This window comes from Nonomuraea sp. AD125B (assembly GCF_041402765.1).
In the GTDB taxonomy this organism is placed as follows: domain Bacteria; phylum Actinomycetota; class Actinomycetes; order Streptosporangiales; family Streptosporangiaceae; genus Nonomuraea; species Nonomuraea bangladeshensis.
In genome coordinates this window covers 25,953-50,184 of the sequence record NZ_JBGLOU010000021.1, presented here as the reverse complement: position 1 = coordinate 50,184, position 24,232 = coordinate 25,953, and the positions used below count along the sequence as shown (strand labels likewise).

Sequence of the window (24,232 nt, the reverse complement as noted above, 5' to 3'; positions counted from 1 at the left end):
CCGAGGGGGTCACCCCGGGTGCCGCCGCCAGCGTGGCGGCACCCGCGGATATCCGCCGTCCTCCAGGTCCGCCAGCCGCTCGAACACGTTGTACGCCGCCTGGTGCCCGCACACCACCACCGAGGCCAGCATGGCGAGCAGGTAGAGCGGCAGCATGGGCAGCCCGACGCACCAGGCCCACTGCGTGGCGTGCCGCCCCTCGTGCAGGATGAGCCGCTCGTCGAGCGAGTCGCGCCTGGTCAGGACCACGTTCCCGACCGTGAACGCGCCCGCGATCGGGAAGCGGTAGCGGTAGCCGAAGGCGAGGATGAGCCCGTCGGGGCCGGGCCGGCGGGTGGCCCCGCCGACGACCGAGATCAGCAGTCCGAACGGCGTGGCGAGGTTGACGTAGTTGGCCGCCCGCCGGACCCGATAGCGCCTTTCCATGAGACCCCTCCCACCGCCGATGATGCCGCGTTCACGGCGGTGGTCAAGGACAGGCTGGCTCAGCGGTGCCGCCGGTATCTCAGCTCCAGGATCCCGTTGTCGGAGGTGGCGCTGGAGACCAGGTCGAGGCGGTAGGAGCTGGGGACGCCGTCGAACAGCCGGGTGCCCTCCCCCGCGATATAGGGGAACATGCTCACCCGGAGCTCGTCGAGCAGGTCGAGCCGCATGAGCGAGCGCCAGAGGCCGACGCCGCCCCAGACCAGGACGTGGCCGTCGCCGCCCAGCCTGAGCCTGTCGACCTCTTCCCTCGTGTCGCCGGAGGCGATGGTGGTGCCGGCCCAGTCGGCCGTCTTCAGCGTCCGGGAGAAGACGACCTTGCGCGCGGGGTTCAGGATGCCGGCGAACGGGTGGTCGGTGGCGGTCGTCATGGCCCGGGAGATGGACTCGTAGGCGGCGCGGCCCATGACGTGCGCGTGGGCGCCCCGGAGGAAGTCGAGGTAGGCCGGGTCGTCGGGCCGGTCGTTCTCCGGCAGGCCGAAGCAGAACTTCCAGAAGTCGGTGCCCTCGTCGGCGAGCAGGCCGTCGAGGGAGTAGTTGAACACGGTCGCGATGAGTTTCCGCATGCGCTTGAGACCCCGGCGCCGCCGGGAAGTCATCGGTGCGCTAGAGATTCTTGTAGCGGCCCTCGTGGTACAGCAGCGGCGGCCCGTCCGACGGCGTCCCCAGGGACGTCACCTCGCCCACCACGATCGAGTGGTCGCCGGCGTCGTGCACCGCGTTCGTGGCGACCTCCAGCGTGGCGATGGCCCCGTCGAACAACGCCACCCCGGAGTCCCCCCGGCGATGCGGCCACCGCGCTAGCTGCCCGTCCAGCGGCCGGCCGCGATGGGCGAAGAAGCGCGAGGTGTCCTCCATGACAGAGGGGAGCACCGACACCCCCCACACCCCCGCCTCCAGCACCGCGTCGTGGAACCTGGCCACCTTCTCGGCGCAGAACAGCACGAGGAGCGGATCGAGCGAGACGGACGTGAACGAGTTGACGGTCATGGCGTGATCGAGGTCGCCCACCCTGGTCGTCACGATCGCGACCCCGGTGGCGAAGCGGCCGACGACCTTACGGTAGGTATCCGGGTCCACGTGCCGCTCTGTCGAATGCACCCAGATACTTTATGCCCTCAACTCGGGCTCTTCGGTGGGTACCCTCTCAAAAGCCACGATCCCCTGCTAGACGATGGCGAAAGCAGATAAGCCGCCACAAGAGCCACCAGACCCCCGTACAGGTAGACATATCCCGGCAATCCGCTGGCGATGACCAGATCGCCCGACGCCAGCTGCACCGTGAACGGCATCGTCACCAGCAGCCACCCGGCCCCGGCCACCGCCGCGCCCAGCCGCGCCCGCAGCAGCCTGCCCGCCCCCAGGCACACCAGGAACAACATCAGCACCCACACCACGGCCGCCCCCGGCAGCGGACCGACCGGCCACAGGGGATGCGTGAAGCCGCCCACGACCCCCATGACGACCCCCAGCACGAACAGCATGCCGTACGCCGCTCCACCCAGGGCCGACTCGGCCTGGCTGCGATGTTCCATGCCGACTGAGGTTAGTGGATGCCCGCGAAGAGATCGTTCTCGCGGTTGTGCGGCTCGCCGAGCCCGCCCGCCTCGACCGGCGGCCCCGGCACCGGCCGGCCGGGCACGCCGGACGCCAGCACGAAGTGCTCGACGCCCAGCACCTCCTGGCCGATGTTGTTCGACAGCGCGAACCACGGCTCGCGGACGGTGATCTGGGTGACGTGCGCCCGCATCGCCGCGACCTTGTGGCCGAGCCACGGCCGGGCGTCGATCTCGGTCGTGACGTCGTCGTCGCGGTTGCCGAAGGGCATGTCGTCCACGTCCTCCAGCAGGAAACCGGTGCCGGCCTCGCGCAGCGCCTCCGCCGTGCGCCGCATCACGGACCTGGGCAGGGCGGTGTGGTAGAACTTCGCGATCTGCCAGGGCTCGCCGTCGCCGAAGTCCGGCTTCGCGGCCAGCTCGAACGCCCTGCGCGCCACCCGGTGGGCCTGGATGTGGTCGGGGTGGCCGTAGAAGCCGTTGGCGTCGTAGGTGACCAGGACCTGGGGGCGTACCTCGCGGATGACCTCGACCAGCTCGCCCGCCGCCTCGTCGAGGTCGGCGCGCCAGAACGCCCTCGGGTGGTCGTTGGTGGCCGCGCCCATCATGCCCGAGTCGCGCCAGCGCCCCGGCCCGCCCAGGAAGCGGTGGTCCTCGACGCCGAGCGCCGCGCAGGCCGCGGCGAGCTCGCCGACCCGGTAAGGCCCCAGCCGGTCCTCCCCGTCGGCGGCCAGGTGCGCGAGCTCGGCGGGGATGACCTCGCCCTCCTCGCCCAGCGTGCAGGTGACCAGCGTGACGTGGGCCCCTTCTGCCGCGTATTTGGCCATGGTGGCGCCGGTGCCGATCGACTCGTCGTCCGGGTGGGCGTGCACGAGCAGCAGGCGTCGATCCGTCATGGCCACGAGCGTAACAAGGGCGCATTCCTGGCAGGATTGGCCCCATGAGTGAGAGCTTCCCGCGTCTGTCTGCCAGGACCCGCCGGTTCACCCTCGGGGTGCCCAGGGGCTTCACCATCTCCCCCGACGGCGGCCGGGTGGTCTTCCTGCGCACCCGCACCGGCACCGACGCCGTGACCTGCCTGTGGGAGCTCAACACCGCCACCCACGTCGAGCGGCTGGTCGTCGATCCGCGGCTGCTCCACGGCGACGAGGAGGAGAACCTCCCGCCGGAGGAGCGGGCGAGGCGTGAGCGCAGCCGGGAGGCGGCGGGCGGCATCGTGGCCTACGCCACCGACTCGATGGTGGCACGGGCCTCCTTCGCGCTGTCCGGCGGCCTCTACGTCGTCGAGCTGGCCTCCGGCGAGACCCGCCGGCTGGAGACGCCCGGCGCGGTCATCGACCCCCGGCTGTCGCCCGACGGGCGGCACGTCGCCTACGTCACCGGCGGCGCCCTCCGCGTCCAGGACCTGGTCACGGGCGAGGACCGCGCGCTCGCCACGCCGGAGACGGAGACGGTGACGTACGGGCTGGCCGAGTTCATCGCCGCCGAGGAGATGGACCGGATGCGCGGCTACTGGTGGGCGCCGTCGAGTGACGCGCTGCTGGTCGAGCGGGCCGACGAGGCGCCGGTGCGGATCTGGCACATCGCCGACCCGGCCAACCCCGAGCGCACCCCGGTGGCCCACCGCTATCCGGCCGCCGGCACGCCCAACGCCCGCACCGAGCTCTTCGTGCTCGGGCTCGACGGGTCGCGGGTCGCGGTGCCGTACGACGAGGAATACCTCACCACGGCCGCCTGGGACGCCCACGCGCTGTCCATCGTGACCCTGACCCGCGACCAGAGGACCATGCGGCTGTTCACGGTCGACCCGGCCACCGGGGCCACCACGCTCGTGCGTGAGGACACCGACCCGGCCTGGGTCGACATCGTCACCGGCGTGCCCGCGCACCTCGACGACGGCTCCCTCGTCTGGGTCGCGGGCGGTGAGGGCGGCCACCGCCTGCACGTCGGCGACCGCGTGGTGACGCCGCCGACGCTCCAGGTCAGGGCGGTGCTCGACGTCGACCACGACAGCGTGCTGTTCAGCGCGAGCGGCGACCCGACCGAGATCCAGCTCTGGACCTGGGACGGTCACTCGCTGCTGCCGGTCTCGACCAGGTCCGGGGTGTTCTCGGGGCGGATGGCCGGCGGGGTCGGCGTGCTCGCCGAGCAGAGCCTCGACACCGAGGGCGTGTCGGTGACGGTCGTGCGGCGCGACGGCATGGCGGTGCCGATCCCGTCGTTCGCCGAGCGGCCCGGCCTCGACCTGCGGGTGTCCATCGGGCGTTCCGGGCGGCGCGAGCTGGCCACCGCCGTGGTGCTGCCCTCGTGGTACGAGCAGGGCTCGGGCAAGCTGCCCGTGCTCATGGACCCGTACGGCGGGCCGCACGCGCAGCGGGTGCTCAACCGGCGGGGCGCGTTCCTGGAGAGCCAGTGGTTCGCCGAGCAGGGCTTCGCCGTGGTCGTGGCCGACGGCCGCGGCACGCCGGGGCGGGGCACGGCGTTCGAGCGGGCGGTGCGGGGCGATCTGGCCACCCCGGTGCTGGAGGACCAGGTCGACGCCCTGCAGGGCGTGGCCGAGCAGTACGGCGACGACCTCGACCTGTCACGGGTGGCCATCCGCGGCTGGTCGTTCGGCGGCTACCTGGCCGCGCTGGCGGTGCTGCGGCGGCCGGACGTCTTCCACGCGGCCGTGGCCGGGGCGCCGGTGATCGACTGGCGGCTGTACGACACGTGCTACACCGAGCGCTACCTGGGCCACCCCGACGAGCAGCCCGAGGTGTACGAGAACTCCTCACTCCTCGCGGACGCCGCCAAGCTGGAGCGCCCGCTCATGATCATTCATGGGCTCGCGGACGACAACGTGGTGGCGGCCCACACGCTGCGCCTGTCGTCGGCGCTGCTGGCCGCCGGTCGCCCGCACACGGTGCTGCCGCTGTCGGGGGTCACGCACATGACGCCGCAGGAGGTGGTGGCGGAGAACCTGCTGCTGCTCCAGGTCGACTTCCTGAAGAAGTCGCTGGGCATCACCTCCTGACCTCCTCGGGCCGGGGGACGGGAGTGCCGTGCCAGCTCGCCCAGAGCGCGGCGTAGGACCCTCCCTCGGCCACCAGCTCGTCGTGCGACCCCAGCTCGGTGATCCGCCCGTCCTCCACCACGGCCACCCGGTCCGCGTCGTGCGCGGTGTGCAGCCGGTGCGCGATCGCGATGACCGTGCGCCCGTCCAGCACGGCCGCCAGAGAGCGCTCCAGGTGCCTGGCGGCCCGCGGGTCGATGAGGGAGGTGGCCTCGTCCAGCACCAGGGTGTGCGGGTCGGCCAGCACCAGCCGGGCCAGGGCGAGCTGCTGGGCCCGGGCCGCCGAGACGGCATGCCCGCCGGACCCCACCTGGGTCTCCAGCCCGTCCGGCAGGTCGAGCACCCAGTCCAGCGCGTCCACGGCCGCCAGCGCCTCGCGCACGGCCTCGTCGCCCGCGTCGGGCCGGGCGATGAGCAGGTTGTCGCGCACGGTGCCCTTGAACACGTGGTGCTCCTGGGTGACCAGGGCGACGTGCCCGCGCAGCTCGTCCAGCGGCAGGTCCACGAGCGGCACCCCGCCCACCGCCACCGACCCGGCGCGCGGCCCGTGGATGCCCGCGAGCAGCCGTCCCAGCGTGGACTTGCCCGCCCCTGACGGCCCCACCATCGCCAGCCGCTCACCGGGCCGCACGGTCAGGGACACGCCGTGCAGCACGTCGTGGCCCTCGCGGTAGGCGTAACGGACGTCGCGGGCCTCCAGCAGCTCGCCCGCCGGGCGCTCGGCGGCGGGCTCCCGGTCGTCGGGGACGTTCGCCACGCCGAGCAGCCGGGCCATGGCGGCGCCGCCCACCTGCAGCTCGTCGATCCACATCAGGAACCGGTCGAGCGGGTCGATGAGCTGCTGCGCGTAGAGCGCGGCGGCGGTGACCTGGGCGAGCGTCACCCAGCCCTCGGTGTAGAAGAGCCCGCCGACCAGCAGCGCGCTCACCACGGGGATGACGTAGCCGAGCTCGACCGCGGGATACCAGACGACCCGCAGCCCGAGGGTGTAGCGCTCGGCGGCGTAGGAGCGGGCGATGTCGTCGTCGGTGCGGGCCCGGCGGCGCTCCTGCAGCCCCAGCGCCTCGACGGCCCTGGCCCCCTCGACGGTCTCGGCGAGCCCTTCCGTCATGTCCGCGTAGGCGGCGTTCTCGCGCAGGTAGCCGTCCCTGGCCCGCTGGAGATACCAGCGGGTGGCCACGTAGATGACCGGCCCCGCCAGCAGCATCGGCAGCATGAGCAGCGGGCTGACCAGCACCAGCGCGCCCATGGTGATGAGGAACGTGACCCCCGCGATCAGCGTCTCCGGCACCGCGTGCCGCACCGTGCGCGACAACGAGTCGACGTCCCTCGACGTGCGGGTGATCAGGTCGCCGGACCCGGCCCGCTCGACGGTCGACAGCGGCAGCGCGAGCACCCGGTCCACGAACTCCTCGCGCAGCTCGGCCAGCACCTTCTCGCCCAGCCTGGCCGAGGCCAGCACGGCGTAGCGCATGAGCAGCCCCTGCACCAGCAGGAAGGCGCCGATGGCGACCGCCACGACGGCGACGTTCACCGCGACGCCCCGCTCGATGTCGTCCACCAGCCCGCCGAGCTGCCAGGGCACCACGAGCCCCGACACGGCGGCCAGCGCGTGCAGCGCCAGCGCCGTGAGGAGCTGCCGCGGATATTTGAGCGTCAGCCGCCGGGCGTAGGCCCGCACCTGCTTCCTGTCGGCGATCGGCAGGATCTCCTTGGCCATGGTCAGCCCTCCCCGCGGGTGACGGTCGTCGCGTAAGCAGGCGAGGTGTCGAGCAGCTGCCGATGCGTCCCCTCCGCCAGCACCCGCCCGTCCTCGACGTAGACCACGTGATCGGTGCGGTCGAGCACGAGGGGGCTGGTCGTGCAGACCAGCGTCGTCCGCCCGACCCGGCTCTCCGCCAGCCGCTGGGCGATGCGCGCCTCGCTGTGGGCGTCGACCGCGCTGGTCGGCTCCACCAGGATCAGCACCTCGGGGTCGGCCAGCAGCGCGCGGGCGAGCCGCAGCCGCTGCTGCTGCCCGCCGGAGAACTCCCGGCCGGCCTCGGCCACCCAGGTGTCGAGCCCGTCGGGCAATGCCTCGACGATGTCCTCGGCGCAGGCGACGTGCAGCGCCTCCTTCAGCCGCCCCTCGTCGCCGGCGGCGTCCGTGTCGCGGGGGCGTACGTCCAGCTCGTCCCGCAGCCGGCCGGTGAAGAGGCGGGCGCTGTTGTCGGCGACCAGGATCCGGCGGCGGACCTCGTCCAGAGGCAGCACGCGGAGATCGGCCGAGCCGAACGTGACGTCGCCGTCGGCGTAGCGGCCGAGGCGGTCGGCGATGGCGACGGCGTCCTCGGGGGAGCTCGCGGCCACGGCCGTCAGGACGCCGGGCTGGACGGTCACCCCGCTGTAGGAGTCGCGCAGCACCCCGCCCCCGCTGCCGCCCTTGCCGCCTTTGATCTCGGGCTCGATGGACAGGATCCGGATCACCCGGCCGGCCGCCACGTGCCCTTTGGTGAGCTTGTCGGCGGCCTCGGTCAGCGTGCGCATGGGGCCGATGAGGAAAACCGCGTACAGGTAGAACGCGACGAGCTGGCCGGTCGGGATCTGGCCGGCGACCGCGAAGGAGGCGCCGACGCCGGTGACGATCGCGATGAGCAGGCCGGGCAGCAGGATCTGCGCGCCTTCCAGCACCGACTCGACGCGCGCGACCCCCACGCCGGCGTGCCGCACCCGCTGCGACTCCTCGCGGTAGCGCCTGGCGAACACCTGCTCGCCGCCGATCCCGCGCAGCACCCGCAGCCCCGCGACGATGTCGGCGGCCCTGGTGGACAGGTCGCCGGTCAGCTCGCGCTGCCTGGCCTGCCGCCGGTGCAGGGGTTTGAGCAGCGGCCCGACGGCGACGGTCATGAGCGGGACGCCGAACAGCACGAGCAGCCCGAGCGGCAGCGAGGTCGAGATGAGGATCACGGTCACGGTGACGATCGCCACGACGGAGCCGGTGCCGCGCAGCAGGATGTCCATGGAGCTGCCGATGTGCGCGATGTCGGAGTTGCCGACGCTGACGACCTCGCCGGTGGAGAGCCGCTTCGGCAGCGTCGCACCCAGCTTGGCGGCGTGGCGCGCGGTCAGCTGCACGGTGCGGTAGGCGGCGGCCAGCCAGTTGTAGACGGCCATCCGGTGGCGCATGATGCCGCTGAACGCCTGCACCAGCCCCAGCCCGAACAGGATGGCCGACCAGGTGAGCAGCGCGCCGGTGTCCTTGGCGGTGACCGCTTCGATGCCCTTCCCGAGCACGGCCGGCATGAGCGCCTGCACCAGCCACCAGAGGGTGGCGTAGCCGATGCCGGCGAGCAGGGCCGTGGCCTGCCGCCGGGCGTTCCACCACAGGTAACGGAGCGGACTGCGGAGGTCGGGCACGCCGGGATCGGCGTCAGGAAGGGAGCGCATAGCCTGACCACCTTGACAAGGGTCAGGCCGCACGGCAAACCATTTTCATCGGCGTTCACGCCTGGCGGAACGCCCGCCACGTGTACAGCAGCGCGGCCGCCGCGGTGACGGCCAGCAGGACATATCCGATCGTGTACGTGCCGGTCGCCGAGTAGACCGCGCCCATGACGAGAGGCGGGAAGTAGCCGCCGAGACCGCCGGCCGCGCCCACCAGGCCGGTGACCGTCCCCACCTTCGACGCCTCGACCAGCTTGGCGACCAGCGCGAACACGCCGCCCGTCCCCAGCCCGAGGAAGAAGGCCATGAGGACGAAGCTCACCCCGGCGGGCACCTCCGCGGGCGGACGGAACATGAGGACGACCGCCATGACCACCACCCCGCCGAACGCGACGATCAGCACCCGGACGGCCCCCAGCCGGTCGGACAGCGTGCCGCCCAGCGGCCGGGACAGCACGGCCGCGATCGAGAAGCCGGCAGTGCGCATCCCCGCCTCGGTCTGGGCGAAGCGGTAGGCGTTCTCCAGCAGGGCCGGCAGGTACGTCGAGAAGGCCACGAACCCGCCGAACGCCACCGCGTACAGGAAGGAGCACTGCCAGGTGGCCTTCACCTTCAGCGCCTCGCGGATGCGCGGCAGCGCGGGCGCGGTCGCCGGGGACCAGAGCGGCGAGTCACGGCTCGCGCCCAGCATGAGCACCCCGGTCAGCGCCAGCACGGCCGCCATCAGCACGTGCGTGCCAGGCCGCCCGAACGCCTCCGCCAGGCGCGGCGTGAAGAAGGCCGACAGCGCGGTCCCGCCCATGCCGGCCCCGAAGACGCCGGTGGCGAAGCCGCGGCGGGCGGGCTCGTACCAGGCGTTGACGAAGGGGATGCCGATGGCGAACGACGTCCCGGGGATGCCGAGGAGGAAGCCCCAGAAGAGCAACCAGCCGTACGAGCCGGACCAGCCGACGAACAGGACGGGGACGATCGAGACGAAGCAGACGGCGGCGAACATGCGCCGCCCGCCGAACCGGTCGGCCAGCACCCCGACCGGGATCCGGCCGAGGGCGCCGACCACGACGGGGATCGCGACGAGCAGCGAGGTCTGCGTGGGGGTGAGCCCGAGCCGCCGGTTGTAGGTGGCGGCGAGCGGGCCGATGAGGTTCCAGGCCCAGAAGGTGACGGCGAAGGCGAAGGTGGCGAGGACCAGGTTGCGGGCCTGACCCGCACGCAAACCTTTACGAAGCTCAGACATACACCCTGTGTAACAGAGAATTACTTTCTGTGATGAAGTGGGGGTATGAGCGCCCAGGACATCCTCCTCAGGACCGGCCGTTTCCTGCGCAGATCGGCGGCCACGAGCGGTGACCTGCACACCCTGCGCCTGGCCGGCGGCACGGAGGGCGACGCCTTCTACCGGGACCGGTGGAGCCACGACAAGGTCGTCCGCTCCACGCACGGGGTCAATTGCACGGGTTCGTGCTCGTGGAAGGTGTACGTCAAGGACGGCATCATCACCTGGGAGACCCAGGAGACCGACTACCCGAGCGTGGGCCCCGACCGCCCCGAGTACGAGCCCCGCGGCTGCCCGCGCGGCGCCGCCTTCTCCTGGTACACCTACTCCCCCACCAGGATCCGCTACCCGTACGCGCGGGGCGTGCTGGTCGAGATGTACGCCGAGGCCCGCGAGCGGCTCGGCGACCCGGTCGCGGCCTGGGCGGAGGTCACCGGCGACCCTGCGAAGCGGCGCGCCTACCAGCAGGCGCGTGGCAGGGGCGGGCTGGTCAGGGTCAGCTGGGACCTGGCGGCCGAGATGGTGGCCGCCGCGCACGTCCACACGATCAGCGCCTACGGCCCCGACCGGATCGCCGGCTTCTCGCCGATCCCGGCCATGTCGATGGTCTCCCACGCGATCGGCTCGCGCTTCGTGTCGCTGCTCGGCGGCACCATGCTCTCCTTCTACGACTGGTACGCCGACCTGCCGGTCGCCTCGCCGCAGGTGTTCGGCGACCAGACGGACGTGCCGGAGTCCGCCGACTGGTGGGACGCCGCGTACCTGATGATGTGGGGCTCCAACGTGCCGGTGACGCGCACGCCGGACGCCCACTGGATGGCCGAGGCCCGCTACCGGGGCCAGAAGGTCGTGGTGGTCAGCCCCGACTTCAGCGACGCCGCCAAGTTCGCCGACGAGTTCCTGAGCGTGCGCCCCGGCACGGACGGCGCGCTCGCGATGGCGATGGGCCACGTGCTGCTGAAGGAGTTCTTCGTGGAGCGCGACACGCCGTCCTTCACCGGCTACGTCAAGCGTTTCACCGACCTGCCCTTCCTCGTCCGCCTGGAGCGGCGGGACGGCCGGCACGTGCCGGGCAGGTTCCTCACGGCCCGCGACCTCGGCCTCCAGGAGGAGGCGGCGGAGTGGAAGACGGTCCTGCTGTCGCGCAACGGCCGCCCGGTGGTGCCGAACGGCTCGGCCGGCTTCCGGTGGAGCGAGTCGGGCAAGGGCCGCTGGAACCTCGACCTCGGCACCGACCCCAAGCTCACCGTGATGGACGACTGGAGCCAGGCCGCCGAGGTGCTGCTGCCCCGGTTCGACGGCGGCGAGCCGGTGGTCAGGGGCGTTCCGGTGACCAGGATCAACGGGCATCTCGTCACCACGGTATACGACCTGCTCCTCGCCCAGTACGGCGTCCGCCGCCCCGGCCTGCCGGGCGACTGGCCGGAGGGCTACGAGGACGCGGCGCGGCCGTACACGCCGGCGTGGCAGGAGCCGATCACCGGCGTGCCGGCCGAGCGGGCGGCCCGCCTGGCCCGCGAGTTCGCGCGGACCGCCGAGGCCACCGGCGGCCGCTGCATGATCGTGATGGGGGCGGGCGCGGCGCAGTGGTTCCACGGCGACACGATCTACCGGGCGTTCCTGTCGCTGCTGCTGCTGACCGGCTGCCAGGGCCGCAACGGCGGCGGCTGGGCGCACTACGTGGGCCAGGAGAAGTGCCGTCCGCTGGCGGGCTGGGGGGTGCTGGCGAGCGCCGCCGACTGGGTGCGGCCGGCCAGGATGGTCCCCGGCACGCCGTTCTGGTACCTGCACACCGGCCAGTGGCGCTACGACCGTTTCGACGCGGGCGAGCTGGCCTCGCCGGTGGGGCCCGGTGTGTTCCGCGGGAGGCGCACCGCCGACCTGGTGGCCGAGGCGGTGCGCAACGGCTGGATGCCGATGGCTCCGGCGTTCGACCGCAATCCCCTGGAGCTCGGGGAGGCCGCCGATCCGGTCGCGTACACGCGGGAGGAGCTGCGCGCGGGCCGGCTCCGCTACGCCGCCGAGAACCCGGAGGACCCGCGCAACTGGCCGCGTGTGCTCACGCTCTGGCGCTCCAACCTGTTCGGCTCCAGCGCCAAGGGCAACGAGTATTTCCTGCACCACCTCCTCGGCGCGACCTCCAACCTGGAGCACCCCGATCCCGAGGCGGCGAGCGGCAAGCTGGACCTGCTGGTCACGCTCGACTTCCGCATGACGTCCTCGACGGTCTTCTCCGACGTGGTGCTGCCGGCCGCCACCTGGTACGAGAAACACGACCTCTCCTCGACCGACATGCACCCGTTCGTCCACGCCTTCAACCCGGCGATCAGCCCGCCCTGGGAGACCCGGACGGACTTCGCCGCCTTCCACACGATCGCCCGCGCCTTCAGCGACCTGGCCCGCGAGCGCCTCGGCGTGCGCAGGGACGTGGTGGCGACCGCCCACCAGCACGACACGCCGAGCGAGCTCAGCCACGACCGCGAGCCCGCCCTGCACGTCGTCGAGCGCGACTACGGCGCGGTCGCCGATCAGCTCGCCGCGCTCGGCCCGCTGACCGAGCGGCTGGGCGTGCCGGTCAAGGGGGTGACGTTCCGTCCCGACGAGGAGGTCGCCTGGCTCGGCGCGCGGTGCGGCCTGGTGCCGCGCGGCGTGGCGAAGGGGCGTCCCGAGCTGGACACCGAAGCCAAGGCGTGCGAGGCGATCCTCGCGCTGTCGGGCGCGAGCAACGGCCGGCTCGCCGTCCAGGGCTTCCGTGAGCTGGCCGAACGCACCGGGACCGACCTGTCAGGGCTGGCCGACGAGGGCCACAGGATCGTCTTCTCCGACACCCAGGCGCGGCCGGTGCACGTGTCCACGAGCCCGGAGTGGTCGGGCAAGGAGTCGTCGGGCCGCCGCTACGCGCCGTTCACGATCAACGTCGAGCACGGCAAGCCGTGGCACACGCTGACCGGCCGGATGCACTTCTTCCTCGACCACGACTGGATGCACGAGTACGGCGAGGCGCTGCCGGTCTACCGCCCGCCGCTGGACCTCGCCGCGCTGTTCGGCGAGAGCGGCCGGCTGCGTTATCTGACGCCGCACAGCAAATGGTCGATCCACTCCGAGTACCAGGACAACCTGCTCATGCTGTCGCTGTCCAGGGGCGGCCCGTCGATCTGGATGTCGGACGAGGACGCGGCCCGGCTCGGCGTGGCCGACAACGACTGGGTGGAGGCCGTCAACCGCAACGGCGTGGTCGTGGCCCGCGCCATCGTCTCCCACCGCATGCCGCCGGGAACGGTCTACATGTACCACGCCCAGGACCGCCTGATCGACGTGCCGCTGTCGGAGGCGACCGGCCGCCGCGGCGGCATCCACAACGCGCTGACCAGGGTGCTGATCAAGCCGACGCACCTGATCGGCGGGCACGCGCAGCTCTCGTACGGGTTCAACTACTTCGGCCCGACGGGCAACCAGCGCGACGAGCTCACGACCATCCGCCGCCGCTCCCAGGAGGTGCGCTACTGATGCGGATCATGGCCCAGATCGCCATGGTGATGAACCTGGACAAGTGCATCGGCTGCCACACCTGCTCCGTCACCTGCAAGCAGACGTGGACGAACCGCCCCGGAGTCGAGTACGTCTGGTTCAACAACGTCGAGACCCGGCCCGGCCAGGGCTACCCGCGCCGCTACGAGGACCAGGACCGCTGGCGGGGCGGCTGGACGCTGGACCGCAAGGGCCGGCTCCAGCTCCGGGCGGGCGGCCGGCTGCGCAAGCTCCTCACCATCTTCGCCAACCCGCTGCTGCCCTCCATCCAGGACTACTACGAGCCCTGGACCTACGACTACGAGAACCTCACGCGGGCCCCGCTGTCGGCCGACGTGCCCGTGGCGCCGCCGAGGTCGCTGCTGAGCAACCAGCCGACCAAGATCGAGTGGAGCGCCAACTGGGACGACGACCTCGGCGGCGACCCGTCGCCCGACCCGGTGCTCGCGCAGGTGTCGGAGCAGGTCAGGCTGTCGTTCGAAGAGGCGTACATGTTCTATCTGCCGCGCATCTGCGAGCACTGCCTCAACCCGTCGTGCGTGGCCTCCTGCCCCTCCGGCGCGCTGTACAAGCGCGAGGAGGACGGCATCGTGCTCGTGGACCAGGACCGGTGCCGGGGGTGGCGCATGTGCGTGACCGGCTGCCCGTACAAGAAGGTCTACTTCAACCACCGCACCGGCAAGGCGGAGAAGTGCACGTTCTGCTTCCCCCGGGTCGAGGTCGGGCTGCCGACCGTCTGCTCGGAGACGTGCGTCGGCCGCCTGCGCTACATCGGCGTCCTGCTGTACGACGCCGACCGGGTCGCCGAGGCCGCCGCGACGCCGGACGAGCGCGACCTGTACGAGGCCCAGCTCGACCTGTTCGCCGACCCGCACGACCCGGTCGTCGCGGCGGCCGCCCAGGCCGCGGGGCTGCCCGCCGAGTGGCTGGAGGCCGCCCGGCGCTCGCCGGTGTACGACCTGGTCAAGCGCTACCGGATCGCGCTCCCCCTGCATCCCGAATACCGGACGCTGCCCATGGTCTGGTACGTCCCCCCGCTCTCGCCGGTCGTGGACGCGCTCGCCGGCACCGGCCACGACGGCGAGGACGCGGTCAACCTGTTCGCCGCCATCGACGCGCTGCGCATCCCGGTCGGCTACCTGGCGGGGCTGTTCACGGCGGGCGATCCCGCGCCGGTGACGGCGGCGCTGCGCAAGCTGGCCGCGATGCGGTCGTACATGCGGGCCGTCAACCTGGGCCGCCCGCCGGTCCTGCCGCCCGAGGCGGGCATGAGCGAGGAGGACCTGGCGGCGATGTACCGGCTGCTCGCCCTCGCCAAGTACGACGAGCGCTACGTCATCCCCACCGCGTACGGCAACCAGCCAGGCGTGGTGGAGGAGGCCGGCTGCAGCCTCGACTACGACGGCGGGCCCGGCATGCAGGGGCCGTTCGGCGAGGCGTCGGGCCGTCCGCAGCCGGTGTCGGTCGAGAGCTTCCACGGGCTGAAGGAGCGCCAGACCGGCGACGAGGTGACCCACAAGCGGGTCAACCTGCTCAACTGGGACGGCCGGGGCATGCCCGCGGGGCTGTTCCCGCCGCGACGGGAGCGCTCGTGAAGGTGCTCTGGCAGGCCGCGGCCCATCTGCTGGCCTACCCGGACGAGCGGTTCTGGCGGCGGCTGCCGCTGATCAGGGAGGCGGCCGAGCCGTACTTCGCCGGGTTCCTCGACCGGGCCGCCGAGATGGGGGCGGGCGAGCTGGCCGCGCACTACGTGGAGACGTTCGACCTGGACCGGCGCTGCTGCCTCTACCTGACCTACTACGCCGACGGCGACACCCGCCGCCGGGGCGCGTCGCTGGCCGCGCTGAAGCGCCGCTACCGGGCCGCCGGGTGGGAGCTGATGGAGGACGAGCTGCCCGACTTCCTGCCGGTGGTGCTGGAGTTCGCCGCGCTCGACGCGGCGGGGGCCGAGGTGCTGCGGGAGCACCGGGTGGGGCTGGAGCTGCTGCGGGCGGCGCTGGAGGGGCGCGGGTCGCCGTACGCGCTGGTGGTCGGCGCCGTGTGCGGCACGCTGCCGCCCGCGACCGCCGAGCAGCGGGCGGAGGTGCGGCGGCTGGCGGCCGGCGGCCCGCCGGCCGAGAGCGTCGGGAGGCAGGCGTGAACGCGAGCGAGAGCCTGCTCTGGACCGTGGCGCCCTACGTCACCGCGGTGATCTTCGTCGGCGGCCTGGTCTGGCGCTACCGCTACGACCAGTTCGGCTGGACCACCCGCTCCTCCCAGCTCTACGAGCGGCGGCTGCTCCGGGTGGCGAGCCCGCTGTTCCACTACGCGCTGATCTTCGTGATCGTCGGCCACGTCACCGGCCTGCTCGTCCCCCTGTCCTGGACCGACGCGATCGGCGTGAGCAACGCCACCTACCACGCGAACGCCCTGGTCTGGGGCGGGATCGCCGGGGTGGCCGCGCTCGCGGGGCTGGTCCTGCTGATCTACCGGCGGCGCACCCGGGGGCCGGTGTTCCTCGCGACGACGGCCAACGACAAGACCATGTACGTGGTGCTGGCGGCGGCGATCGTCACCGGCGTGGTGACGACGGTGGCCGGATTCACGCCGAGCGAGGAGAGCTACCGGACGACGGTCGCGCCGTGGTTCCGGGGGGTGCTCACCTTCAGTCCCGACACGATGGCGATGAGTAACGCGAGCGGTCTTTACAAACTGCACACGGTCGTGGGGATGGGGCTGGTCGTACTCTTCCCGTTCAGCCGCTTGGTCCACGCGCTTTCCGCCCCCGTGGGGTATTTGTTCCGTCCTTACATCGTGTATCGGAGCCGGGCGAGGTAGCGTGGCGCGGGTCCCGGGAGGGGTCCGGGTAGGCCAGAATCGTCCCTTGTGAAGCACGGGTACACCAACAGCACATTCGGCGACGGCGCCCTGGTCGTGAAGTGCTACCAGGGCCCCGAGGCGGCGTTCAGGCTGAGCACGGAGAGCAGATACCTGCGCCGCCTGCGCGGCCGCATCCCGGTCCCCCGCGTTCACAAGATCACCGCCGACAGCCTGACCACCCGCTTCGTCTCCGGCGAGCACGGCCAGGACCTCCTGGACGACGGCCACGCCGTCGAGGTGCTCACCGAGTGCGGCCGGATCCTCGGCGGCATCCACCGCCTGGGGATCGTCCACGGCGACTACGGCCCCCAGAACATGCTCTTCGACCCCGCCACCTTCCGCACCACCGCCATCCTCGACTGGGAGTGGGCGCACCCGGGCCGGCCGGTCGAGGACCTCGCCTGGTGCGAGTGGATCATCCGCAGCCACCACCCGGAGCACGTGCCGCTGCTGGAGCACTTCTTCGCCGCCTACGACGGGTTCGTCCCCGACTGGACGGAGCGGCAGGCGGCCATGCTCGCGCGCTGCCGCGCGCTGCTCGACTTCTGCGCGCGATGGGAGCCGGGCGGCGACGGCGAGAAACTCTGGCTCCACCGCCTCGACACCACCACCGCCTGGTCGGAGTGACCTTCCCCTCAACCGCCTCTGATCAGCCTTACCCCCGCCTCGACGAATCCGGCCTCCTCCGCCGTGAGGCCGGAGTCGGCGGCCCGCAGGCGGGCGGCCTCCTCAAGCGCTCCCCCGCCACCATCCATGACATCGCCGAGTTCGCGGAGCAGGCCTGACAGCACCGCCCGCGCGAGCCCGGCCAGCGGATCGCCCACGTTGACCGCGATCTGGGCCAGGATGACGGCCGACAGCGCGGCGTCCAGCTCGGGACGGCCCTCGCGGCTGTTGCGCCAGTCGATCACGACGGCCCCGGCGGGCGTCAGCATGACGTTGTCCGGGTGCAGGTCGAGATGGAGCACCCGGTCGCGCGGGTCGGGCGACAGGCGGGCGGGGATCGTGTGCAGGCGCCGCAGCAGCCGCGCTGTCAGCCGGCCCGCCTCCACCGGCTCGTACGCACCGCCGACCACGGCCTGGAGCAGCGTCGGACCGGGCAACCGGCGCATCACCAGGTCGGCCGGGCTTCCGCCGCCGGGCCCCGGGCGCACCTCGGGGACCGGGTAACCGTGGGCGGCCACGTACGCCATGACGGCCGCCTCCTCCCGGGCGTCGTGGCCGTCGCGGTAGCGGCGTAGCACGAGGTCGTCGTCGAGCGCGTACACGTCGGCGCTGCGCCCCGCCCCGATCAGCTCCATGTGCCCAAGCTAACGGGCGCTCGCCTCTGGGGCCGCCTCGGCCAGCCGGGCCAGCTCGGCCTCGTGCGCACGGGCCATCGTGGTGGCCAGCCGCCGCACCTCCTCGGACGCCCCCGAACGCCGCTCCCCCTCGGCGACCAGCACGAGCTGATCGAGGTACGCCCGCACCAACGGGACGAACCGCCGATCGAACTTCTTCCCGCGCAGCCCCCGCAGCGTCTCCAGATCGGCGGCGGTCGGCATGCCCGGCATGTCGTGCCCGGCATGGGGATTCTCCCCCGCACCATTCCGGGGGAGCAGCGCACGCAACCGCTCCCGCCCCTCCCCGTGCTCCTTCGCCAGCCGTCCCGCCACCTCCACGAGTTCAGGGGAGGCGGAACGGCCGGGTGCGAGCGCGAGCATCGGCAACGCCCGCGCGTGCAGCGCCTCGGCGAGCTGCAACCAGGCGACGTCGGTGGCGTTGAAGGGTGAGCCGGAGCTCGCCACCGTACCGCCGGCCGTGGAGCCGCAGCCAGCGACCAGCGACAACAGCACGAACGCCGCCGACACCCACGCCCTCACCATGAGGAACACGGCACCTAGACCGGCCGCCCGTCCGCGCCGCACTTCACGACCGGACGGATGCAGTCACGCACCCGGCGCTCCATCTCCGCCTGCGGCCAGGCGTTGAAGAAGTCGCCGTGCATCGTGTACCCGCCGCCGGAAGCCAGCCGGAAGTGCGACGGGTCCCCGCTGACCGGATACCGGATGACCTGCCGCAACTTCGGCACCGGCACCGGATGCGTGCTCGGGCACGCCCCCGCCACCGGGTACGCCATGTGGCTCTTGTGGTCGGCGGAGTCGAGGTCGCGCCCGTTCCAGCACTGCGGGAAGTCCAGGTACGACTCCAGCATCGTCCCGCTCGGGCACGTCACGAAGTCCTTGGACGGCGGCACCTGCCCGGCGTGCAGACACGACCACCGCGCGATGGACGACCCGTCCCCCGGCCCGGTCGCCTTGGCGTTCCCCGCGACGATCCGCAGCCCCAGCGGAAGCGGCTGCGTCCGCGCGACGATGTCGTCCCGGACGCCCTCCCCCAGGTAGTAGAACGTGATGATGGCCGGCTCGACCGGCGCCCCGTCGCGGTAGAAGGTCGGCACCCAGTACGACGACTTGTCCACGGCCGGGTTGCAGTTGGTGGCACCGTTCTGCAGATCGGCGAGCGTGGTGGAGGCGTTGGTGACCCGGCTGCCGAAGAAGCTGTGCATGTGCGAGGCCCCGGGCAGCCCGGGGAAGACGATCGGATCGTCCGGCAGCCGATGGCTGAACGGACAGTCGGCGAGGAACTCCGCGACCCGCACGACCTGCGCGTCCACCGGCCGCGGGGCGACGGCGAACGTGGCGAGCAGCACGGACAGGAGGGCGAGCAGTCGCGTGACACGCATGGCGGCTCCCTTGGGGGGTGGGCGATCGTTTCGAGAGAGCGCTCCCTTGACCAGAAGACTGCTCGCCCACTTGACGACTGTCAAGAACCCCGTTAACCCGGCCGGAACCGAGCACCACACGCAGCGCGACCCTAGGGGGGAGCGCTCTCTCAGCAGAAGACGGCCGGGTCAGCCCTTGATGCAGATGAGCTGGCGCAGGTGGGCGACGACCTCGACCAGGTCGGTCTGGGCCGCCATCACCGACTCCAGGTCCTTGTACGCCCCCGGAATCTCGTCCAGCACCCCCGCGTCCTTCCTGCACTCCACCCCGAACGTCTGCTCCTGCAGATCCTTCAGGGTGAACGTCTTCTTCGCCTTGTTCCTGCTCATCTTCCGGCCGGCCCCGTGCGAGGCCGAGTTGTACGCCAGCCCGTTCCCCAGCCCCTTGACGATGTACGTCCCGGTGGCCATCGAGCCCGGGATGATGCCGAGGTCGCCCGAGCCGGCCCGGATCGCGCCCTTGCGGGTGACGAGCACGTCCACGCCCTCGTAGCGCTCCTCCGCCACGTAGTTGTGGTGGCAGGAGATGGGCTGGTCGAAGGTGACACCCGGCAGGTGGCGGCGGAGGACGTCGCAGACCAGGCCCATCATGAGCGCCCGGTTGCGGCGGGCGTAGTCCTGGGCCCAGTAGAGGTCGCGGCGGTAGGCGTGCATCTCCGGCGTGCCGCCGAGGAAGACGGCGAGGTCGCGGTCCACCAGGTCCTGGTTGTGCGACAGGCCGCGGGCGACGCCGATGTGGTGCTCGGCCAGCTCCTTGCCGATGTTGCGGGAGCCGGAGTGGAGGACGACCCAGACGGCGCCCTCGTCGTCGGAGCAGACCTCCAGGAAGTGGTTGCCGCCGCCGAGGGTGCCCATCTGCGCCTCGGCCCGCTCGCGGCGGGCTCGTACCGCCGGGGCGAGGTCGTCGAAGCTCTTCCAGAACTCGGCCCAGCCGGCCGTACGCATCCCGAAGATCTTGCCGGGGTCGACCGGGCGCTTGTGGTGCGAGAAGCCGACCGGCACCGCCTGCTCCAGCTTCCCACGCAGGTAGGCGAGGTTGTCCGGGAGCTGCGACGCCTTGTACGAGGTCTTGACCGCGCTCATCCCGCAGCCGATGTCCACGCCGACGGCGGCCGGCGAGACGGCCTCGCGCATGGCGATGACCGACCCGACCGTCGCGCCCTTGCCGTGGTGGACGTCGGGCATGACGGCGACGCCGTGGACCCAGGGGAGGTTCGCGACGTTGCGCAGTTGCTGCATCGCCTGCGGATCGACGGCCTCTGGCTCCGCCCACATCCTGAGCGGATGCCTGGTCCCGGTCACCTCGTGGTACGTCATCGCGTGTCGCCTCCTCTCGCTGGTCCAACTGGAACGCGATCTATCAGGCCAGACATCCCATACCCGCCGCAACCGAATTAGGCGCGGTCAACACGGACTCAACGCAGGCTCAACACCGGGCCGCCTACGTTCCTCTCGTCACCGAGCCGAGAGGACCCGACATGAACCTGCCTCGCCGCCACCTCACGACGGCCGGCGTCGTCGCCGGCGCCGCGATCGTCGTCTTCGGCACGCTTCCCGCCCAGGCGGCCACCGCCGACAGCGCCCTGGTCGAGGCGTACCTGGCCGCCATGCCCGGCGGGACGAGGGTGAGCAGCAACGAGATCGTCTGGGACGGCGGTGACGTGCGCGTGGTGCTCGCCGCCACCGCCAAGGCGTGCAAGAAGGGCTACTACTGCGTGTACGAGCACCAGTACTGGCGCGGCGCCATGGGGTCGTGGCGCGCCTCGGCCAAGAACTGCAAGAAGTTCGAGTTCACGGGGCCCTGGCGGGACCGGGTCTCGTCGTTCTGGGCGCGCGGCACCTGCCCGTCCGACAACTACTTCCTGAAGAACAAGAAGAAGCTCCAGCCCGACCCGTTCGAGCCGTTCGTCGGCAAGAAGGCGTACGTCCGCTTCAACGACGCCTACGACTACGCCGCGCGCGGCTACACGAGCTGACCGCCGGCGGGGACGGCGGAAGGGCGGCCGGGCAGGAGCGGGATGGCGGCCAGGACGAGCGCGATCATGACGACGGACAGCCAGGCGACGTGGTGGAAGCCGGTCATCGCGTCGCCGGCGGTCTGCAGGACGAGCGTGACGAGGGCGACGCCGAGGGCCGCGCCGAGCTGGTTGAGCATGTAGAGCACGGAGCTGCCCTGCGCCACCAGCGGTGCCGGCAGCGTCCGGTAGAGGGAGCCCATCGTCGGCGCGCTGAAGCAGCCGCTCCCCAGGCCGAACGCGAAGGCCGCGAGCACCGGCCACACCTCGGGCGTGTCGGCCCCGACCTGGGTGAGGGCGAACGCGCTCAGCAGGGACCCGATCGCGCCGGCCGTGGCCAGCCCGCGGGCGCCGATCCGGTCGGACAGCCGCCCGGCCAGCGGCATGGCGAGCGAGCCGCCGAGCCCGATCGGGGTCATGAGCAGCCCGGCGGCGAGCACGCCGTGGCCGTGGGCCTGCTGGTAGTACAGCGGCAGGGCGAACAGCGCGGCGTACAGGCCGAGGCCGCCGATCCCCATGATCGCGACGCTCGCGCCGAACCCCCGCCCGGCGAACAGCCGCAGCTCGATCAGCGGCGCGGCGGTCCGCCGGGCGTGCAGCCCGTAGCCGAGCAGCAGCGCGGCCCCGAGCGCGAGCGGCAGCAGCGCCTGCCAGGCCGCGAAGCCGCGCTGCTCCGCCGTCTGCGACAGCGCCAGCACGACCGCCGCGAAGCCCGGCCCGAGCAGCGCCAGCCCGAGCACGTCGAGCCGCCCCGCCACCGCATCCGCAGCGGCGGCGTCGGCGGGGAGCACGCGCCGCGCCAGCACGTACGCGACCGCCGCCAGCAGCACGCTCAGCAGGAACATCCACCGCCACGACAGCCCGTTCAGCACCACGCCGCCCGCGATCGGCCCCAGGACGGGCCCGAGCGACAGGACCACGCCCATCAGCCCCATCACCCGCCCGGCGCGGTGCGGCCCGGCGGCGCGGGCCAGCAGGATCAGCACGAGCGGGTCCAGCAGCCCGGCCCCGAACCCCTGGAGCACCCGGAAGCCGATCAGCGCGCCGACGTTCCAGGCCAGCCCCGCCCCGAGCGAGCCGGCCGCGAACAGCACCAGCCCGGCCAGCCACAGCCGCCGGCCGCCGAACCGGTCGACGGCCCAGGTGGTGAACGGGATCGTGGCGGTCACCGCCAGCAGGAACCCGGTGGACGTCCAGCCGACCGTGCTGAGCGAGGTGTCGAAGATCCGCGCGAGGGTGCCGGTGGCGACGGCGGCCATCGTGCTGTTGAGGATGCCCAGCAGGCCGCCGAGCAGCACGACGCCGATCACTGCCGTCAGCCGACCGTCCAGGCGGTCAGCGATATTTGAACTCATGGGTTCAACATAATGATCGCATGCGTATGCATGCAACAGACCGGTCCATTGACTTGAACCGACGAGTACAATCAGCGCTATGGACAGCACCACGCGGGGCCGGATCGACAAGCGGCAGGCGATCCTGGAGGGGGCGTTCACGGTGTTCGCCCGGCAGGGCTACGCGCAGGCGTGCGTCCAGGAGATCGCCGCCGAGGCGGGCGTGGCCAAGCCGACGGTCTACAACCACCTGTCCGACAAGGCCACGCTGTTCAGGCACGCGATGGAGGCGAGCGCCCGCACGGCGCTGGAGGAGCGGCTGGCCGCGCTGGAGCCGCTGGCGCGTCCGGGAGACGACCTCGCCGCCACGCTGACGGACGTCGGCCACGCGCTGCTGCGCCTGCATGCCGGCGGCCGCTCGTGCGCGCTGCGCCGCCTCCTCTACGCCGAGATCACCCACTTCCCCGACCTGCTGGAGATCACCAACCAGTACGGTCCCGACCGGCTCAACCAGGCGCTCGCCGACCGGCTGGCCAGGCTCACGCTCGCCGGCCGGCTGCGCGCCGCCGAGCCCGACCTGGCCGCCGAGCAGTTCACGTCCCTGCTGCTCGGGCCCCTGGAGGCCAGGACCAGGCTCGGCACCCGCACCCTGGAGGACGCCGAGCTGCGCGAGCTGGCCGAGGCGGCGGTGCGGACGTTCCTCACCGCCTGGGGGTGAGGGGTCAGCGGCGCGGCGCGGCGGACGTCCAGCCCGCCTCCAGCACCGCGACCGAGTTGAACACCGCGCCCGGCTCCAGGCCCGCCTGGAGCCCGCCGGGCTTGACCACGACGTTCTCGTTGGCGAGCCCGCGGCCGGTCGCCTCGTCGAAGACCAGCCGGTTGCGCAGCACCGCGCCGCCCTTGATCCGCTCCTCGATCGAGACGGCGGTGCCGGTGCGGCCCTCGGCGTCCGTGACGTCCTCGGTGACCTCCACCGTGTCGAGCCCTGCCAGCATCCGGAACGCCGCGCCGCGCACCTTCGGCGTCACCGGCATGTCGGTGATCAGCCCGGCGCTGACCTTGAACAGCCACACATCCGAGGCCATCGGCACGCCGTCCGACTCCGTGTCGTGCCCCTCGTACGAGCGCAGCAGCCAGGCGCGCAGCGCCTCGGGCTCGTCAGGCAGCCCGCGCAGGTCCTTCATGGTGACGTTGCGGCCCAGCCAGAACACCTTGTCCCCGTCCACGAGCGGGCTGCGGTCGGTCCTGACCTTCCCCGGGGCGGCCGGCATCGTGAGCGACCCCCGCTTGCCCGGCACCTTGATCTCGAACTCGGCCGGCGACCCGGCCGCCTCCCACGCCTGACGATCCGCCTCCGTGGCGGGGGCCGCGCCGAGGGACTGGCCGCGGCTCCACTGCTCGCCGCCCGTGGCCCGGGGCGTCCACATCTCGTCGCGGCCGCGCGACTCGACCCGGTAACCCCCGGTCGCGGTGAACAGGGTGCGGGTCACGGTCGCCGTGTGCCACCAGTCGCCCTCGGCCTCGGCCTGCCGGCCGGCGTTCGCGGCGGCGGCGAGCAGCACCTCCCGCGCCGACAGGCGCGTCTTCTCCGCGACGGCCGGCGCGTTCTCCGTCGCCGCGACGGCGGGCGCCCGTGGCGGCGGGGTCGCGCCGCCGCCCGGCAGGACGACCGCCGCCGCCGCGACGGCCGCCGCCGCCGCCCCGGCCGCCGCCAGCCCCCACGCGGGACGCAAGGCCGGACGTCGCCGCCGCTCCCCCTGTCGCGGCCGGGACATCGCGTACGCCAGCTCGGCCGCCCGCGTGCGCCCGTCCACCGGACGCTCGCCGAGATGGGCGGGCCGGGCGGCCCTGAGCTCGTCGATCGGGTTCATGAGGCACCTCCGAGGAAGCCCCCACCTTGAGGCGGGGAAGGAATCGGACTCCTGCGTAGCAGGGCAAA

The 24,232-nt window shown here is 72.4% G+C and carries 22 protein-coding genes; 8 read left to right on the top strand and 14 right to left on the bottom strand.

Annotated features, from left to right (window positions below):
* Positions 1-9: 9 nt before the first annotated feature.
* From ACBR40_RS40535 to mshB, 5 genes are read right to left on the bottom strand one after another with little or no spacing between them, the layout of a single operon-like run.
* Positions 10-426, bottom strand: coding sequence for a hypothetical protein (locus tag ACBR40_RS40535; RefSeq protein WP_371252149.1), 417 nt, complete (start codon positions 424-426; stop codon positions 10-12).
* 59 nt (positions 427-485) lie between these two features.
* Positions 486-1,049 carry a dihydrofolate reductase family protein gene (locus tag ACBR40_RS40530; RefSeq protein ID WP_371252148.1) on the bottom strand — a complete coding sequence of 188 codons (564 nt, stop codon included), beginning with the start codon at positions 1,047-1,049 and terminating at the stop codon, positions 486-488.
* A 40-nt stretch (positions 1,050-1,089) separates the two neighbouring features.
* A complete protein-coding gene (locus ACBR40_RS40525) occupies positions 1,090-1,584 on the bottom strand; it encodes a flavin reductase family protein (RefSeq protein WP_344210674.1) in 495 nt (164 codons plus the stop codon).
* A 17-nt stretch (positions 1,585-1,601) separates the two neighbouring features.
* Positions 1,602-2,018, bottom strand: a complete 417-nt coding sequence (locus tag ACBR40_RS40520; RefSeq protein ID WP_371252147.1) for a DUF6113 family protein — start codon at positions 2,016-2,018, stop codon at positions 1,602-1,604.
* Positions 2,019-2,029: 11 nt separating this feature from the next.
* Entirely contained in the window at positions 2,030-2,935 is a 906-nt protein-coding gene (mshB, locus tag ACBR40_RS40515) for an N-acetyl-1-D-myo-inositol-2-amino-2-deoxy-alpha-D-glucopyranoside deacetylase (RefSeq protein WP_371252146.1), read from the bottom strand.
* A 44-nt stretch (positions 2,936-2,979) separates the two neighbouring features.
* Here mshB and ACBR40_RS40510 point away from each other — a divergent pair, with 44 nt between their 5' ends.
* Positions 2,980-5,055, top strand: coding sequence for a prolyl oligopeptidase family serine peptidase (locus ACBR40_RS40510; RefSeq protein WP_371252145.1), 2,076 nt, complete (start codon positions 2,980-2,982; stop codon positions 5,053-5,055).
* Here ACBR40_RS40510 and ACBR40_RS40505 read toward each other — a convergent pair.
* The 3 genes from ACBR40_RS40505 to ACBR40_RS40495 are packed head-to-tail and all read right to left on the bottom strand — an operon-like array spanning position 5,045 to position 9,754.
* Positions 5,045-6,814 (bottom strand): ABC transporter ATP-binding protein, encoded by a 1,770-nt coding sequence (locus ACBR40_RS40505; protein WP_371252144.1) that lies wholly within the window; start codon positions 6,812-6,814, stop codon positions 5,045-5,047. The genes ACBR40_RS40510 and ACBR40_RS40505 overlap by 11 nt on opposite strands.
* Positions 6,815-6,816: 2 nt before the next feature.
* Entirely contained in the window at positions 6,817-8,520 is a 1,704-nt protein-coding gene (locus ACBR40_RS40500) for an ABC transporter ATP-binding protein (RefSeq protein WP_344210684.1), read from the bottom strand.
* A gap of 55 nt (positions 8,521-8,575) precedes the next feature.
* Positions 8,576-9,754, bottom strand: coding sequence for a nitrate/nitrite transporter (locus tag ACBR40_RS40495; protein ID WP_371252143.1), 1,179 nt, complete (start codon positions 9,752-9,754; stop codon positions 8,576-8,578).
* A gap of 45 nt (positions 9,755-9,799) precedes the next feature.
* Between ACBR40_RS40495 and ACBR40_RS40490 the strand changes: the two genes are divergently transcribed.
* From ACBR40_RS40490 to ACBR40_RS40470, 5 genes are read left to right on the top strand one after another with little or no spacing between them, the layout of a single operon-like run.
* Positions 9,800-13,300 carry a nitrate reductase subunit alpha gene (locus ACBR40_RS40490; RefSeq protein WP_371252142.1) on the top strand — a complete coding sequence of 1,167 codons (3,501 nt, stop codon included), beginning with the start codon at positions 9,800-9,802 and terminating at the stop codon, positions 13,298-13,300.
* Positions 13,300-14,916 (top strand): nitrate reductase subunit beta, encoded by a 1,617-nt coding sequence (gene narH / locus ACBR40_RS40485; RefSeq protein WP_344210690.1) that lies wholly within the window; start codon positions 13,300-13,302, stop codon positions 14,914-14,916. The genes ACBR40_RS40490 and narH overlap by 1 nt, the downstream gene beginning before the upstream one ends.
* Positions 14,913-15,461, top strand: a complete 549-nt coding sequence (narJ, locus tag ACBR40_RS40480; protein WP_371252141.1) for a nitrate reductase molybdenum cofactor assembly chaperone — start codon at positions 14,913-14,915, stop codon at positions 15,459-15,461. The genes narH and narJ overlap by 4 nt, the downstream gene beginning before the upstream one ends.
* The gene (narI, locus tag ACBR40_RS40475) at positions 15,458-16,138 is read left to right on the top strand and encodes a respiratory nitrate reductase subunit gamma (protein WP_344210694.1); all 681 of its coding nucleotides are present in this window, start codon (positions 15,458-15,460) and stop codon (positions 16,136-16,138) included. The genes narJ and narI overlap by 4 nt, the downstream gene beginning before the upstream one ends.
* A gap of 48 nt (positions 16,139-16,186) precedes the next feature.
* Positions 16,187-16,807, top strand: coding sequence for a phosphotransferase (locus ACBR40_RS40470; protein WP_344210696.1), 621 nt, complete (start codon positions 16,187-16,189; stop codon positions 16,805-16,807).
* An 8-nt stretch (positions 16,808-16,815) separates the two neighbouring features.
* On the opposite strand, the gene ACBR40_RS40465 is transcribed toward ACBR40_RS40470, so the two are convergent.
* From ACBR40_RS40465 to ACBR40_RS40450, 4 genes are all read right to left on the bottom strand, one after another.
* On the bottom strand, positions 16,816-17,481 hold the full coding sequence (locus ACBR40_RS40465; protein WP_371252140.1) for a phosphotransferase family protein: 666 nt from the start codon (positions 17,479-17,481) through the stop codon (positions 16,816-16,818).
* Positions 17,482-17,490: 9 nt separating this feature from the next.
* Complete coding sequence (locus ACBR40_RS40460; protein WP_371252139.1) at positions 17,491-18,045, bottom strand: DUF305 domain-containing protein; 555 nt, start codon at positions 18,043-18,045, stop codon at positions 17,491-17,493.
* 14 nt (positions 18,046-18,059) lie between these two features.
* Positions 18,060-18,905 carry a DUF1996 domain-containing protein gene (locus tag ACBR40_RS40455; protein ID WP_344210700.1) on the bottom strand — a complete coding sequence of 282 codons (846 nt, stop codon included), beginning with the start codon at positions 18,903-18,905 and terminating at the stop codon, positions 18,060-18,062.
* A gap of 168 nt (positions 18,906-19,073) precedes the next feature.
* A complete protein-coding gene (locus ACBR40_RS40450; RefSeq protein ID WP_344210702.1) occupies positions 19,074-20,261 on the bottom strand; it encodes an RtcB family protein in 1,188 nt (395 codons plus the stop codon).
* A 161-nt stretch (positions 20,262-20,422) separates the two neighbouring features.
* On the opposite strand from ACBR40_RS40450, the gene ACBR40_RS40445 reads away from it, so the two are divergent.
* Positions 20,423-20,920 carry a peptidase inhibitor family I36 protein gene (locus ACBR40_RS40445; protein WP_371252138.1) on the top strand — a complete coding sequence of 166 codons (498 nt, stop codon included), beginning with the start codon at positions 20,423-20,425 and terminating at the stop codon, positions 20,918-20,920.
* On the opposite strand, the gene ACBR40_RS40440 is transcribed toward ACBR40_RS40445, so the two are convergent.
* Complete coding sequence (locus ACBR40_RS40440) at positions 20,908-22,314, bottom strand: DHA2 family efflux MFS transporter permease subunit (RefSeq protein ID WP_371252137.1); 1,407 nt, start codon at positions 22,312-22,314, stop codon at positions 20,908-20,910. The genes ACBR40_RS40445 and ACBR40_RS40440 overlap by 13 nt on opposite strands.
* A gap of 79 nt (positions 22,315-22,393) precedes the next feature.
* Between ACBR40_RS40440 and ACBR40_RS40435 the strand changes: the two genes are divergently transcribed.
* Entirely contained in the window at positions 22,394-23,011 is a 618-nt protein-coding gene (locus ACBR40_RS40435; protein WP_364454767.1) for a TetR/AcrR family transcriptional regulator, read from the top strand.
* Between the two features lie 4 nt (positions 23,012-23,015).
* On the opposite strand, the gene ACBR40_RS40430 is transcribed toward ACBR40_RS40435, so the two are convergent.
* Positions 23,016-24,164, bottom strand: coding sequence for a CU044_5270 family protein (locus ACBR40_RS40430; protein ID WP_371252136.1), 1,149 nt, complete (start codon positions 24,162-24,164; stop codon positions 23,016-23,018).
* Positions 24,165-24,232: the final 68 nt, after the last annotated feature.